Below are 13,968 nucleotides of genomic sequence, written 5' to 3'. Positions count from 1 at the left end.
GGGACTTCCGCGCATGTGCGCCGCCGGCCTGACGATCTCCCCACGTGCCGCCCCACGCCTCTCCACCGCCTGCCGAATCGACCGAACTCACGCGCAGCTTCCTCGGCGTGTTCCGCTACAGCGGGCGCGCGATCGAACTGGTGTGGAGTACCAGCCACGCGCTGACGGTCGCGCTGGCCCTGCTGACCCTGGTCGCCGGCCTGCTGCCGGCCGGCGTGGCGTATGTCGGCGCGCATATCGTCGACGCGGTGGTGAACGCCAGCCGTGCGTGGTCCGCCAGCGGCGAGGCGGGTTTGCGACCGGTCTTCGAATGGGTGGCGCTGGAAGGCGTACTGGTGGCGGCGCTGGCCGGCGCGCAACGCGGGCTGTCGATGTGCCAGTCGCTGCTGCGCGCGCAATTGGGGCAGCGCGTCAACGTGATGATCCTGGAGAAGGCGCTGACGCTGGAGCTGGCGCACTTCGAGGACTCGGAGTTCTACGACAAGCTCACCCGCGCCCGCCGCGAGGCGTCGAGCCGGCCGCTGTCGCTGGTCACGCGCACGTTCGGGCTGGCACAGAACGCGGTTTCGCTGCTCAGTTACGGCACCTTGCTGTTCCAGTTCTCGCCATGGGCGGTGGCCGTGCTGTTGCTGGCCGGGCTGCCGTCGTTCTTCGCCGAGACAAAGTTCTCCGGCGACGCGTTCCGGCTGTTCCGCTGGCGCTCGCCGGAAACGCGCATGCAGCTGTACCTGGAAACCGTGCTGGCGCGCGAGGACCACGCCAAGGAAGTGAAGCTGTTCGGCCTCGGCCCGCTGCTGCTGGGCCGTTACCGCGACATCTTCGACAAGCTCTACCGCGACGACCGCGACCTCACCGTGCGCCGCGAAAGCTGGGGCTTCGGCCTGGGCCTGCTCGGCACGCTCACGCTGTACGGCGCCTACGCGTGGATTGCGGCAAGCACCGTAGTCGCACGCATCACGCTGGGCCAGATGACGATGTACCTGATGCTGTTCCGCCAGGGCCAGGCGGCGGTGTCGGCGATGCTGTCGGCGATCGGCGGTATGTACGAGGACAACCTGTACCTGTCGACCCTGTACGAGTACCTCGAAACGCCGGTGCCGCCTTCGCTGGGCGCCGCACAACGCGGTGCGAAACCCGACGACGGCATCCGCTTCGAGCACGTCGGCTTCACCTACCCCGGCGCCGGCGAACCGGCGCTGCACGACATCAACCTGCACATCCGTCCCGGCGAGTCGCTGGCCCTGGTCGGCCAGAACGGCTCGGGCAAGACCACCCTGATCAAGCTGCTGACGCGCCTCTACACGCCGGACAGCGGCCGCATCCTGCTCGACGGCACCGACCTGCGCGAATGGGACGAGGCCACCCTGCTGCAGCGGATCGGCGTGATCTTCCAGGATTTCGCCCGCTACCAGATGCGCGTGGGCGAGAACGTCGGCGCCGGCGACGTCAGCCACTTCGAAGACGAAGCGCGCTGGCGCGAAGCCAGCAACAAGGGCATGGCCAGCGACTTCATCGACACGCTGCCTGCCGGTTTCCAGACCCCGCTCGGCAAATGGTTCAACGACGGTCGCGAACTGTCCGGCGGCCAGTGGCAGAAGATCGCCCTGGCCCGCGCCTTCATGCGCTCGCGCGCCGACATCCTGGTGCTGGACGAACCCACCGCCGCAATGGATGCCGCCGCCGAGGCCACCATCTTCGAGCACTTCCGCGAACTGGCCGGCGGCCGCATCGCGATCCTGATCTCGCACCGCTTCTCCACGGTGCGCATGGCCGACCAGATCATCGTGATCCAGGATGGCCGCATCGTCGAGCACGGCAGCCACGAGCAGCTGATGGCGCTGGACGGGCACTATGCGCAGCTGTTCTCGTTGCAGGCACAGGGCTACCGCTGATCCGGGCAGTCGGCTTGACCATCGCCGCCCGCGCGCCCCATGCTTTGTCGTCTTGTCTGGATCGAAACACACGCATGAGCAGTCGCTACAACGCCGCCGACATCGAAGTCCTCTCCGGCCTGGATCCGGTCAAACGCCGGCCGGGCATGTATACCGACACTACCCGCCCGAACCACCTGGTGCAGGAGGTGGTGGACAATTCGGTGGACGAGGCGCTGGCCGGCCATGCGAAGAGCATCGAGGTGGTGCTGCACGGCGACGGCTCGGTGGAGGTGAGCGACGACGGTCGCGGCATGCCGGTGGATATCCATCCCGAGGAAGGCGTCTCCGGCGTCGAGCTGATCATGACCCGGCTGCACGCAGGCGGAAAATTCAGCGGCAAGAACTACAGCTTCTCGGGCGGTCTGCACGGCGTGGGCGTGTCGGTAGTCAACGCACTGTCCGACCGGGTGGAAGTGACGATCCGTCGCGACGGTTCGGAATACCGCATGGTGTTCGCGCATGGCGACAAGGTCAGCCCGCTCGAAGTGATCGGCACGGTGCCGAAGAAGCGCAGCGGCACCACCCTGCGGTTCTGGCCCGAGGCGAAATACTTCGATTCGCCGAAGATCTCGCTGGGCAAGCTCAAGCACCTGCTGCGCGCCAAGGCGGTGCTGTGCGCCGGCCTCAACGTGAAGCTCACCGACGAAGCCAGCGGCGAGGTCGTCGAGTGGCATTACGAGGATGGCCTGCGCGACTACCTGCGCAGCGAACTCGACGGCATCGAAGCGCTGCCGAACGAGTTGTTCGTGCATCACATGGCGCGCGACGTCGAAGGCCTGGAAGTGGCGCTGGCCTGGCTGCCGGAAGGCGAGCTGGTGCAGGAGAGCTACGTCAACCTGATCCCCACCGCCCAGGGCGGCACCCACGTCAACGGCCTGCGCAGCGGGCTGACCACCGCGATCCGCGAGTTCTGCGACATTCGCAACCTGCTGCCGCGCGGCGTCAAGCTGGCGCCGGAGGACGTGTGGGAGCGGCTGTCGTTCGTGCTGTCCACGCGGCTGCAGGACCCGCAGTTCGCCGGCCAGACCAAGGAGCGGCTCTCCTCGCGCAACGCCGCCGGCCTGGTCGAGAACGTCATCCACGACGCTTTCAGCCTGTGGCTGAACCAGCATGTGGAGATGGGCGAGCGCATCGCGCAGCTGGCGATCGAGCGCGCGAGCGCGCGCCTGAAGGCCGCCAAGCAGATCGTCCGCAAGAAGATCACCCAGGGCCCGCAGTTGCCCGGCAAGCTGGCCGACTGCACCGCCACCGATCTCACCCGCACCGAGCTGTTCCTGGTCGAGGGCGACTCCGCCGGCGGCAGCGCCAAGCAGGCGCGCGACAAGGAGTTCCAGGCGATCCTGCCGCTGCGCGGCAAGATCCTCAACACCTGGGAGGTGGAGTCCACCTCGGTGCTGGCCTCGGAGGAAGTGCACAACCTCGCCGTGGCGATCGGCTGCGACCCTGGCAAGGACGATCTTTCCGGCCTGCGCTACGGCAAGGTGGTCATCCTCGCCGATGCCGATTCCGACGGCCTGCACATCGCCACCCTGCTGTCCGCGCTGTTCCTCAGGCACTTCCCGAAACTGGTCAGCGAAGGCCATGTGTTCGTGGCGATGCCGCCGCTGTTCCGCGTCGACGTGGGCAAGCAGGTGTTCTACTGCCTCGACGAGGCGGAGAAGGAGGCGATGCTGCAGCGGGTCGAGCGCGAAAAGATGAAGGGCGCAGTCAGCACCACCCGCTTCAAGGGCCTGGGCGAGATGAACCCGCCGCAGCTGCGCGAATCGACCATCCACCCGGACACGCGCCGGCTGGTGCAGCTGACCGTCGGCGACGACGACGGCACCGCCAAGCTGATGGACATGCTGCTGGCGAAGAAGCGTGCCGGTGATCGCAAGGCATGGCTGGAAGAGAAAGGCGACCTGGCCACGCTGGAAGTCTGAGCGGCAATGGACGCTGCCGACTACTAGCCGGCAGGAACTCGGTTGTCCGAGTGCCGCCGGAACGACGTCGCCGGGAAGTGTTCCGGGATCTTCCGAAGCATTTGCCACATGAATGGATCCCTGACCGTCTGAACCGTCCCGGGTTGTGGCTGCATCCGGCACCGCGTCTGCGGCGTATCTCCACACGCTTCCACTCCGCGAAGCGGACAACACCGGAGAACATCCATGACGATCAATCAGCACATGCGCACCCTCGCCATCGGCCTTTCGCTGGCCCTTGCCACTGTGGCCGTTGTGCCCATGGCGATGGCCGGCTCGATGAGCACCGAAAAGACCGTGATGGTCGGTGGCGCGGCCATGTATCCGTCGAAGAACATCATCCAGAACGCGGCGAACTCGAAGGATCACACCACTCTGGTCGCCGCGGTGAAAGCCGCCGGCCTGGTCGATACATTGTCAGGCCCCGGTCCGTTCACGGTGTTCGCGCCGACCAACGATGCGTTTGCGGCGCTGCCGCCCGGCACCGTCGACAACCTGCTGAAGCCGGAGAACAAGGCCACCCTGACCAAGATCCTGACCTACCACGTCGTGGCCGGTCGCCTGACTGCGCACGACCTCGCTGCAAAGGTCGCAGCTGGTGGCGGGAAGGCAATGCTCAAGACTGTCGAGGGTGATTCGCTCACCGTGAGCAAGGACGATGGCCGCTGGGCAATCACCGACGACAAGGGCAACGTGGCACACGTCACCATCGGCGATGTGATCCAGTCCAATGGCGTGATCCACGTGATCGACAAGGTGCTGATGCCGTAAGCCGCGACCTGCACCACCAGCGCCGCCCCGATCCTCTCGTCGGGGCGGCTTTTTTTGTGCCGGCGACGGCGCTAAGGTGCTTGTCCGTCCTCGAGGAACCACCAGACATGGCCTTGCTTCCACCGCTCGACCTGCAGCGCTGGATCGACGAACACCGTCACCTGCTGAAGCCGCCAGTCGGCAACAAGTGCATCGTCGACGGCGACTTCATCATCATGATCGTGGGGGGCCCCAACGCGCGCACCGACTACCACCACGACGAAGGCCCCGAGTTCTTCTATCAGCTCGAAGGCGAGATGGTGCTGAAGGTGCAGGACGAGGGCCACGCGCGCGACATCCCGATCCGCGCCGGCGAGATGTTCTACCTGCCGCCGCGCGTGCCGCATTCGCCGCAGCGCATGCCGGCGTCGATCGGACTGGTGATCGAGCGCCGCCGGATCGCCGGCGAGAAGGACGGCCTGTTGTGGTTCTGCGAACGCTGCAACCACAAGCTGTACGAGGAATATTTCGTGCTCGACGACATCGAGCACGATTTCCCGCCGGTGTTCGATCGTTTCTACGGCTCGCGCGAGGCGCGCACCTGCACCGCCTGCAACCATCTCAACCCGGCACCGGCGAAATACGCGTAGGGCGGGCAACGCCCGCCACGCTTCCACGGCAACATGCCGAACAGAGCCGGCGGATGGTGTCCGCCCTACGCCGTGCCCCCCAGCCACTTGCGCGCCATGCGCCGCAACGAAATATCGAGGCTTTGATCCTTCGCCACCTCGGCGACCGATCGCCAGGTCAACGCGCGGGATTCCTGGTTGATGGTGAAGCGCTCGTTCGTACCGGCTCGCACCACATAACGCACGTCGTAATGCCAGTGCTCCGCTTCATCGCCGCGCGCCGGGATGCGATGCCGGTCGAGGTCGAAGATGCCGCCTTCGGCGTGCAGGCCGGCCACGCCGGTCTCCTCCTGCGCCTCGCGCAGCGCTACCCGCATGAGGTCCGCATCGCCGTCGGCATGGCCGCCCGGCTGCAACCATCGGTCCAGTTTGCGGTGATGCATCAGCAACACGCGCTCGCCGTCCCCGCTCACCAGCCACGCCGAGCCGGTGAAGTGGCCCACTGCATGGCCGCGCTCGAACACTGCCGCGTGCGAAGCGAGGAAAGCCTCGAACAGGGCGACCCCCTCGCCTTCCTCCGGATGGCGCGCGAGATAGTCGCCCAGTGCGGCGGCAAGTTGCTGAAGAAAGGGCGGCATGACTTGTGGCCGGGGATGCGGGGAACCGCCGCCCATTCTAGCTGCATCGCACCTTGTACCCCTCCGGACGCTCCGCTATGGTTGGCCGTCCGTCGGCTCTCGCGTCCATCTTCGTCGCGTTTTCGTTCGAGCGCGACGTCGTTGTTTTCCGGGGAGCCACTGCATGCTGTTCAAGCGCATCAAGCCGATCGATCAGATCATCGCCACGGCCGAGAAAAAGGGCCTTACACGCCAGCTCGGCGCCTTCCAGCTCACCATGCTCGGCATCGGCGCGATCATCGGCACCGGCATCTTTGTGCTCACCGCCGAAGCGGGCCAGAAAGCCGGCCCGGGCATGATGATCGCGTTCGTGATCGCCGCGGTGGTCTGCGCATTCGCCGCTCTCGCCTACGCGGAACTTGCCTCGATGGTCCCGGTGGCCGGCTCGGCCTACACCTACACCTACGGCGTGCTCGGCGAGGGCACCGCCTGGGTGGTGGGCTGGGCGCTGGTGCTGGAATACACCATCGCCGCCAGCACGGTATGCGTGGGCTGGGCCGGTTACGTCAACGGCCTGCTGACGCATGCCGGATTCGGCCTGCCGCACTTCCTGCAGGTGGGCCCGATGGATGGCGGCAGCTTCAACCTGCTGGCCTGCCTGATCGGCCTTGCGGTCACCGGCCTGCTGGTGATCGGCACGTCGAAGTCGGCCAAGGTCAACACCGTCCTGGTGCTGGTCAAGATCATCGCCCTCACCGCCTTCATCATTGTCGCGCTGCCGGCGGTGAAGGATCAGAACTTCACGCCCTTCGTGCCCAATGGCTGGGGCAGTCCGATGGGCGGCATCGGCGTGCTCGGCGCGGCAGCTTCCATCGTGTTCGCCTACATCGGCTTCGACGCCATTTCCACGGCGGCCGAGGAAACCAGGAACCCGAACCGCAATATCCCGATCGCGCTGATCGCCTCGCTGAGCGTGTGCACCATCTACTACCTGCTGGTGAGCTACGCCGCGGTAGGCTCGGTGGGCTCGCAGCCCATGCTGGGCCCCAACGGCGTGGCACTGGAACCGGGCACGCCGGCATTCGCGGCGGCGTGTCAGGGCTCGGATGCGCTGGTGTGCAGCAAGGAGGCGCTGGCCCACGTGGTGCGCCTGCTCGGCCACAACAACATCGCCGCCTTCATCGCCTTCGCCGCCGGCATCGCGCTGCCGTCGGTGATCCTGACCATGACCTACGGCCAGACCCGCATCTTCTTCACCATGTCGCGCGACGGGCTGCTGCCGAACTCGCTGGCCAAGATCCACCCGCGCTTCCACACGCCCCACATAATCACCCTGATCACCGGCAGCTTCGTCTCGCTGTTCGGCGCGCTGTTCCCGGTCGGCATCCTCGCCGACATCACCAACTCAGGCACGCTGTTCGCGTTCATCATGGTCGCGGTGGGCGTGCTGATCCTGCGCCGCACCCAGCCCGAGCGTCCCCGCCCGTTCCGCACCCCGCTGCCATGGGTGGTTTGCCCGCTGGCCGTGATCGGCTGCCTGCTGCTGTTCCTCAACCTGTCGAAGGAAGCGAAGATCACGTTCTTCGTGTGGGGCGCAATCGGCCTGGTGGTGTACTACCTGTACGGTTACCGCAAGAGCCACCTGGCTTGTGGCGTCGAACCGGACTGATTCCGCACCCGCGCGCATCGTTCGCCACGCCGCCGGCACGACGCGTATCGTGCCGGTTTCACGTCCACAAGAGCCTGTTCAATGTCTCTACATAGCCCGCGTTGTCTTGCCGTGGCCGTCAGGTGGTGGCGCGTGGCGCAGCGCCTGCCTGGCTGGCAGGTCAAGCCGTGCGCTGCCGCATGGCGGCCACGGCAAGGCAACCTGAAGGGCCGGGGCGGTTTGCGCGCATGCCTACGTCATCACTCGGTCGTGGACGGACGTCCACTCCTCGCTCCTCAAAGCCGAGTCCATCCATGGACTCTCCCCGCGTGCCCTCGTTCTTCCTTGGCCTGCGCGCAAACCGCTCCCGGCGCGGGCCATGTAGAGACATTGAACAGGCTCTGACCCCATGCTCAAGCAACTGATCGCCCGCAAGACCGATTTCAACGAACCCGACGACACGCACGGCCCCACACTGCGCCGCACCCTCGGGCCCTGGGGCCTGACCGCGCTGGGCATCGGCGCGGTGATCGGCGGCGGCATCTTCGTGATCACCGGCCAGGCAGCGGCTGACCATGCCGGGCCGGCGGTGATCCTGTCCTTCATCCTGGCGGCGATCTGCAGCACGTTCACCGCGCTGTGCTACGCCGAGTTCGCCACGCTGATCCCGGTTTCCGGCAGCGCCTACTCCTACGCCTATGCCACCCTGGGCGAGCTGATGGCCTGGTTCATCGGCTGGAACCTGGTGCTGGAGTACGGCGTGTCCGCCTCCGCCGTGGCGGTGAGCTGGACCGGCTACTTCCTCAGCCTGCTCGACCACATCGGGCATGCCTTCAACATGGACCTGAGCCTGCCCTCGTCGTTGACCCAGGCGCCGCTCGCGTTCACCGCCGACCACCACCTGGTGGCCACCGGGGCGCTGCTCAACCTGCCGGCGGTGGTGCTTATCCTGCTGCTGACCTGGATCTGCTACGTCGGCATCCGGGAGTCGAGCCTGGCGAATGCGGCGATGGTGGCGCTCAAGGTTGGCCTCATCACCCTGGTGATCGTGGTCGGCTGGCGCTATGTCGACCCGTCCAACTGGCACCCGTTCGTGCCCGAGTCGCAGGGCCACTACAAGTACGGCTGGGATGGCGTGCTGCGCGGCGCGGCGATGGTGTTCTTCGCCTACATCGGCTTCGAGGCCACCTCGGTGGCCGCGCAGGAGTCGCGCAACCCGCAGCGTGACCTGCCGATCGGCATCCTCGCCTCGCTGGCGATCTGTACCGTGCTGTACATCGCGATGGCCGCGGTGATGACCGGCCTGACCTCGTACACCCTGCTCGGCACCGACGAGCCGGTGGTCACCGCCCTGCATGGACACCCGCAACTGGAATGGCTGCGCTGGCTGGTAGAGGTCGGTGCGCTGCTCGGGCTGTCGTCGGTGGTGCTGGTGATGATCATCGCGCAGCCGCGCATCTTCATGATCATGGGCCGCGACGGCATGCTGCCGAAGGTGTTCACCCGGATCCACCCGCGCTATCGCACGCCGCACCTCAACACGCTGATCACCGGCGCCGGGATCTCCCTGCTCGCGGCGGTCTTTCCGCTGGACGTGCTGGGCGACCTGGTGTCGATGGGCACGCTGATCGCGTTCATCGCGGTCTGCGCCGGCGTGTGGATCCTGCGACACACCCGGCCGGAGCTGCCGCGCACCTTCCGCGTGCCGTTCGCGCCGGTGATCTGCACGCTCGGCATCCTTAGCTGCCTGGCCCTGCTGTCCACCATGGCCTGGTACAACTGGACGCTGATGATCGTCTGGACGTTCATCGGCCTGCTCATCTATTTCGGCTACAGCAACCGGCACAGCCACCTGCGCAGCCCGGCGACGGATGCCACCCCGCCCTGATGCATAATTTCGTCGAATATCGTCACATATCGTCGAAAAAGTGCCATATCCGGCGAAACGCCTGGAATGATGTTTATCCGCAGGCATCGCGGGGATTCTCGACAAATCTCGGAATCACTAGAATATTTCTTTATTTTTCAATGTATTAACGAGAATTTTCCAAGAGAAATCGCGCGACCGGTCGCCCATTTGGCAGACTCGGGAGTATCATCCTCAGTCCGCGGGTTGATCACTTGGCAGTGGGCCCCGGATCGCGGCTCGGCGCGTCAGGTGGGTAGCTCCTCGACCTGATGTGTCCGGGCCGCACTTTTGCCTGCGTATCGAACCGCATCATGCAGTTCCGGGCAGCTCCTCCGGTACGGCAACAAAAAGGCCGGCGATGAGCCGGCCTCTTCATGCGATTCGTGGGGAAGGTTGTGGTCAGGCTTTCTTCGGCGTGTGCGACACGCACCAGCCCTTCGCATTCACCGACTTGCCCGGGAACAACTGGCATGGGCCGCGGCCGGTGGGGCCGCCGCTGTAGAACTGGCAGTTGGTGCAGTCGTCGCCGGCCTTGTACTTCGCGTTGGTGGTCTTTTTGGCGTCTTCCACATAGCCCAATGCCTTCGCGGTCGGGTCCGACTCGCTCACCGGCGGCAATTCCGCCGCCCGCGCAAAGCGTGGCAGGCTGCCGATGACCACCGCTGCCGCCGTCGTGCCGGCAGCCACCTTGAGGAACCGGCGACGCGATTCGATATCTTGTTCTTTCGACATGGGCAAGCCTCCGTCGGAATCTGTCCGGCACACCCTGCGCCGGATCCGGTTCGATGTTACGCCCACCATCCAAATATTTCCTGACTTGCGAGAATGGCTCTCATTCCAGCTGGGCGGCGAGCGCGCACATGTTATAGTTCAAGCTCATTTGGACGTCCAAACCGCATGAGCCAGATCCTCCCAGCCGCGATCCCCGCCAGAGCGTTCGAACAGTGCGCCGACGCCATCGCCGACGCCGCGCGCGAGCTGTCCATGCTGGGCTGGACGCCGGCGACCAGCAGCAACTTCTCGATGCGGGTCGATGCCGGCCACGCGGCGATCACCGTCTCCGGCCGGCACAAGGGCAGGCTCGGCCGCGACGACATCATGCTGATCGACCTGCAGGGCCATGCCGTCGGTACCGATGCCAGGCCCAGCGCCGAAACGGCGTTGCACACCCAGATCTACCGGCGCTGGCCGGAGATGAATGCGGTGCTGCACACCCACTCGCGCACGCAGAGCGTGGCATCGCGGCTGTTCGCCGGCGAGGGTGTGATCCGGCTGCAGGGCTGGGAGCTGCAGAAGGCGATCAGCGGTTACCACACCCACGAAAGCGTGCTGGAGATCCCGGTGTTCCCGAACACCCAGCATATGCCCGAACTGGTGGCCAGGGTCGATGCCTGGCTGGATGCAGGCAAGCCGCTGCATGCCTACCTGATCGACGGTCACGGCATCTACACCTGGGGCCGCGACATGGCCGAGACGCAGCGCCACCTGGAGGCGCTGGAGTTCCTGCTCGGCTGCGAACTTGACCTGAAAAGACTGAGGGCATCATGAGCCGCCTGCGCATCTTCGACGAAACCCGACCGCAATCGCCGCTGGCGGTGATCGACGAACACGCCGCGATCGCCGCGGAACTCGGCAATGCGGGCGTCCGCTTCGAGCAGTGGGAGGCAAGCCAGCAGATCGCGCCGGGCGCCAGCCAGGACGAGGTGATCGCCGCCTATCGCGGCGACATCGACCGGCTGATGCGCGAGGAAGGCTACCAGGCCGTGGACGTGATCAGCCTCGCTCCCGATCACCCCGACCGCGCGACGCTGCGCCAGAAGTTCCTCAGCGAGCATACCCACAGCGAGGACGAGGTGCGCTTCTTCGTCGCCGGGGCCGGCCAGTTCACTCTGCACCTCGGCGGCAAGGTCTACGACATCCTGTGCGAACAGGGCGACCTGATCGGCGTACCCGACGGCACCCGCCACTGGTTCGACATGAGCGAGGCGCCCTACTTCGTGGCGATCCGGCTGTTCACCAACAAGGAAGGCTGGGTGGCCAACTTCACCGGCGACGACATCGCCTCGCGCTTCCCGCGCATGGCGCCTGCCGTGTAGGAGCCCGCTCGCGGGCGATGCTCTTCCCGAACCTCGGACCCCGGATCCCGAAGCCATGATCGAAATCCGCGCCATCGTCACCGACATCGAGGGCACCACCAGCTCGATCGACTTCGTCCGCGACGTGCTGTTCCCATACGCGCGCAAGCGGCTGCCCGCCTTCGTCGAAACCCACGGCACCAAGCCCGAGGTGCAGCACTGGCTGCACGAGGCGGCCCGCGAGGCCGGGCTGGTCGAGGCCAGCCGCCAGGACATCATCGAGCTGCTGCTGCAGTGGATCGACCAGGACCGCAAATCCACCGCGCTGAAGGCGCTGCAGGGCATGATCTGGAAGGACGGCTACGAGGCCGGCGACTACCGTGCCCACGTCTACCCGGAAGTGGCAGCGCGACTGCGCGACTGGCGCGCCGACGGGCTGCGGCTGTACGTCTATTCCTCCGGCTCGGTGCCGGCGCAGAAACTGTTTTTCCAGCACAGCGAAGCCGGCGACCTGGGCGCGCTGTTCGCCGGCTACTTCGACACCGAAACCGGGCCGAAGCGCGAATCCGAATCCTACCGGCGCATCGCCGAAGCGATCGGCGAGCAGCCACGACATCTGTTGTTCCTGTCCGACATCGTGGAGGAACTCGACGCCGCACAGGCAGCCGGCTTCCATACCGGCTGGCTGGTGCGCGAACCGCAGGCCCTGCCCGCTTCGCCACGCCATGCCGTCTACCGCGACTTCGGCGCGATCGCTCCGTAAGTTCACACGCGGATCCGCCATGCGCCATGCCCTGACCATCCTGCTCGCGTTCGCCGCCGGCGTGCTGCTGGCCCTCTGGTGGCCCGTTCATCGACCGACGCCGGTGGTCGGCGACCATCCCGCACTGGCGACACCCGCCAGCGTGGAGCCTGCGGATTCGAGTGCCGGCGTCGCGCTCGACAACTGGCCCACGCAGGGGCCGACCCCGGAACAGATCCTGTACGCGCAGCCCCGGATGATGCGCGAAGCGTTGTCCGGGCTTGGTCCACGCGTGCCCGGCAAGCCGAATCTCTATCTGCTTGCTTTCGCCGGCGACGGCGGTGAGGACGTATTCCGCAACGAGGCCGAGTACGCCGCGCAACTGTTCGCGCAGCGCTTCGGCGCCAGTGCCCACAGCCTGGTGCTGGAGAACAACCCGGCCACGCTCACCACCCGGCCGCTGGCCAGCTGGAGCAACCTGGAAACCGCGCTGGAAGGGCTGGGCAAGACGATGCAGCCGGAGCAGGACATCCTGCTGCTGTACCTCACCAGCCACGGCGACGAGGAGCACAACCTGCTGCTGGACATGGACCCGCTGCCGCTGGACCAGCTCGGCGCCAGCGACCTGGCCGGCATCCTGGCGATGCACCCGTTCAAGTGGAAGGTACTGGTGGTCAACGCCTGCTATTCGGGCGGCTTCGTGCCGCCGCTGCGCGGCCCCGGCACCCTGGTGCTCACTGCCGCCCGCGCCGACCGCAGCTCGTTCGGCTGCGGCAGCGACTCCGACATCACCTACTTCGGCAGGGCCTGGCTGGTCGATGCGCTGAACCACACCGACAATTTCGCGGACGCGTTCAAGCGGGCCAGCGGCGAGATCAGCCAGTGGGAGCGGCAGGACAAGCTCACTCCTTCCGAACCGCAGATCGACGTCGGCAGCGGCATCACCACGCAGCTGGCATTGTGGCGCAAGGGCATCACGCCCGGACCGGCGGTGCCGTTCAAGCCGGCGCTGCCGGCGGCCAGCGCATCCGCCGCCACGCCCCGATAACTCGATTCAGCCGCGTGCCGCATGCCGGTCGTCCAGCACGCGGACCACGTCGGCCAGGCCAAGCCCACGCGCGCGCAGCGCCACGGCGAGATGGAACACCAGGTCGGCCGCCTCGCCCAGCAGCTCGGCGTCATCCTGCGCCACCGCGGCCAGCGCGGTCTCCACGCCTTCCTCGCCCACCTTCTGCGCTATGCGACGAATGCCTCCGTCGAACAGCCGGGTGGTGTAGCTGCCAGCCGGACGTTCAACGTGGCGCTGCTCGACCAGGGCATCCAGTTCGGCGAGGAAACCGAGCGGCGGACGTACGTCGGCGCTGTCACCGAAGCAGCTGGAGGTGCCGAGGTGGCAGGTCGGCCCATGCGGGGCGGCCTGGATCAGCAGGGTGTCGGCGTCGCAGTCGATGCGGATCGACTTCAGCGCGAGCACGTGGCCGGAGCTTTCGCCCTTGGTCCACAGGCGTTGCTTGCTGCGGCTGTAGAAGGTGACGTGGCCGCTGGCTTGCGTCTGCGCCAGCGCCTCGGCGTTCATGTAGCCGAGCATCAGCACTTCGCCGCTGAGCCAGTGCTGCACGATAGCCGGCAGCAGGCCGTCGCCCTTGGCCCAGTCGAGGCGGGAAAAATCGGATTGAAGGTTCGTGCCGGTCATCGGACACCTG

13 protein-coding genes are annotated in these 13,968 nt (G+C 66.4%); 10 read left to right on the top strand and 3 right to left on the bottom strand.

The genetic code is table 11. The features are described 5' to 3' along the window. Positions 1-44: 44 nt before the first annotated feature. From DEO45_RS07995 to DEO45_RS07980, 4 genes are all read left to right on the top strand, one after another. Positions 45-1,892, top strand: coding sequence for an ABC transporter ATP-binding protein (locus tag DEO45_RS07995; RefSeq protein ID WP_189339699.1), 1,848 nt, complete (start codon positions 45-47; stop codon positions 1,890-1,892). Positions 1,893-1,966: 74 nt separating this feature from the next. Next, entirely contained in the window at positions 1,967-3,856 is a 1,890-nt protein-coding gene (gene parE / locus DEO45_RS07990) for a DNA topoisomerase IV subunit B (RefSeq protein WP_114342316.1), read from the top strand. Between the two features lie 225 nt (positions 3,857-4,081). Beyond that, complete coding sequence (locus DEO45_RS07985; protein ID WP_114342314.1) at positions 4,082-4,666, top strand: fasciclin domain-containing protein; 585 nt, start codon at positions 4,082-4,084, stop codon at positions 4,664-4,666. Positions 4,667-4,773: 107 nt separating this feature from the next. Then, entirely contained in the window at positions 4,774-5,295 is a 522-nt protein-coding gene (locus DEO45_RS07980) for a 3-hydroxyanthranilate 3,4-dioxygenase (protein ID WP_114342312.1), read from the top strand. A 65-nt stretch (positions 5,296-5,360) separates the two neighbouring features. Here the strand turns inward: DEO45_RS07980 and DEO45_RS07975 are convergent, their stop codons facing one another. After that, the gene (locus DEO45_RS07975; RefSeq protein WP_114342309.1) at positions 5,361-5,912 is read right to left on the bottom strand and encodes an NUDIX hydrolase; all 552 of its coding nucleotides are present in this window, start codon (positions 5,910-5,912) and stop codon (positions 5,361-5,363) included. 163 nt (positions 5,913-6,075) lie between these two features. Here DEO45_RS07975 and DEO45_RS07970 point away from each other — a divergent pair, with 163 nt between their 5' ends. Both DEO45_RS07970 and DEO45_RS07965 read left to right on the top strand, forming a co-directional pair. Further along, positions 6,076-7,560, top strand: coding sequence for an amino acid permease (locus DEO45_RS07970; protein ID WP_114342307.1), 1,485 nt, complete (start codon positions 6,076-6,078; stop codon positions 7,558-7,560). A gap of 388 nt (positions 7,561-7,948) precedes the next feature. After that, on the top strand, positions 7,949-9,427 hold the full coding sequence (locus tag DEO45_RS07965) for an amino acid permease (protein ID WP_114342305.1): 1,479 nt from the start codon (positions 7,949-7,951) through the stop codon (positions 9,425-9,427). A 420-nt stretch (positions 9,428-9,847) separates the two neighbouring features. Here DEO45_RS07965 and DEO45_RS07960 read toward each other — a convergent pair whose 3' ends face one another. Next, complete coding sequence (locus DEO45_RS07960; RefSeq protein WP_114342303.1) at positions 9,848-10,180, bottom strand: high-potential iron-sulfur protein; 333 nt, start codon at positions 10,178-10,180, stop codon at positions 9,848-9,850. A 165-nt stretch (positions 10,181-10,345) separates the two neighbouring features. Between DEO45_RS07960 and DEO45_RS07955 the strand changes: the two genes are divergently transcribed. The 4 genes from DEO45_RS07955 to DEO45_RS07940 are packed head-to-tail and all read left to right on the top strand — an operon-like array spanning position 10,346 to position 13,313. After that, positions 10,346-10,996, top strand: a complete 651-nt coding sequence (locus DEO45_RS07955) for a methylthioribulose 1-phosphate dehydratase (protein WP_114342301.1) — start codon at positions 10,346-10,348, stop codon at positions 10,994-10,996. Beyond that, positions 10,993-11,544, top strand: a complete 552-nt coding sequence (locus DEO45_RS07950) for a 1,2-dihydroxy-3-keto-5-methylthiopentene dioxygenase (protein ID WP_114342298.1) — start codon at positions 10,993-10,995, stop codon at positions 11,542-11,544. Before DEO45_RS07955 ends, DEO45_RS07950 begins: the two co-directional genes overlap by 4 nt. Positions 11,545-11,599: 55 nt before the next feature. After that, positions 11,600-12,286 (top strand): acireductone synthase, encoded by a 687-nt coding sequence (gene mtnC, locus DEO45_RS07945; protein ID WP_114342296.1) that lies wholly within the window; start codon positions 11,600-11,602, stop codon positions 12,284-12,286. A 19-nt stretch (positions 12,287-12,305) separates the two neighbouring features. After that, a complete protein-coding gene (locus DEO45_RS07940) occupies positions 12,306-13,313 on the top strand; it encodes a C13 family peptidase (protein ID WP_114342293.1) in 1,008 nt (335 codons plus the stop codon). A gap of 6 nt (positions 13,314-13,319) precedes the next feature. Here DEO45_RS07940 and hisIE read toward each other — a convergent pair whose 3' ends face one another. Further along, positions 13,320-13,958: a bifunctional phosphoribosyl-AMP cyclohydrolase/phosphoribosyl-ATP diphosphatase HisIE gene (hisIE, locus tag DEO45_RS07935; RefSeq protein ID WP_114342291.1), complete on the bottom strand. Its 639-nt coding sequence runs from the start codon at positions 13,956-13,958 to the stop codon at positions 13,320-13,322. Positions 13,959-13,968 lie beyond the last annotated feature (10 nt).

Origin of the sequence: Rhodanobacter denitrificans, assembly GCF_003335105.1 — a bacterium.
Lineage (GTDB): Bacteria > Pseudomonadota > Gammaproteobacteria > Xanthomonadales > Rhodanobacteraceae > Rhodanobacter > Rhodanobacter denitrificans_A.
Note: the sequence above shows the minus strand (reverse complement) of the source record. Positions and strands in the feature narration are given on the sequence as shown.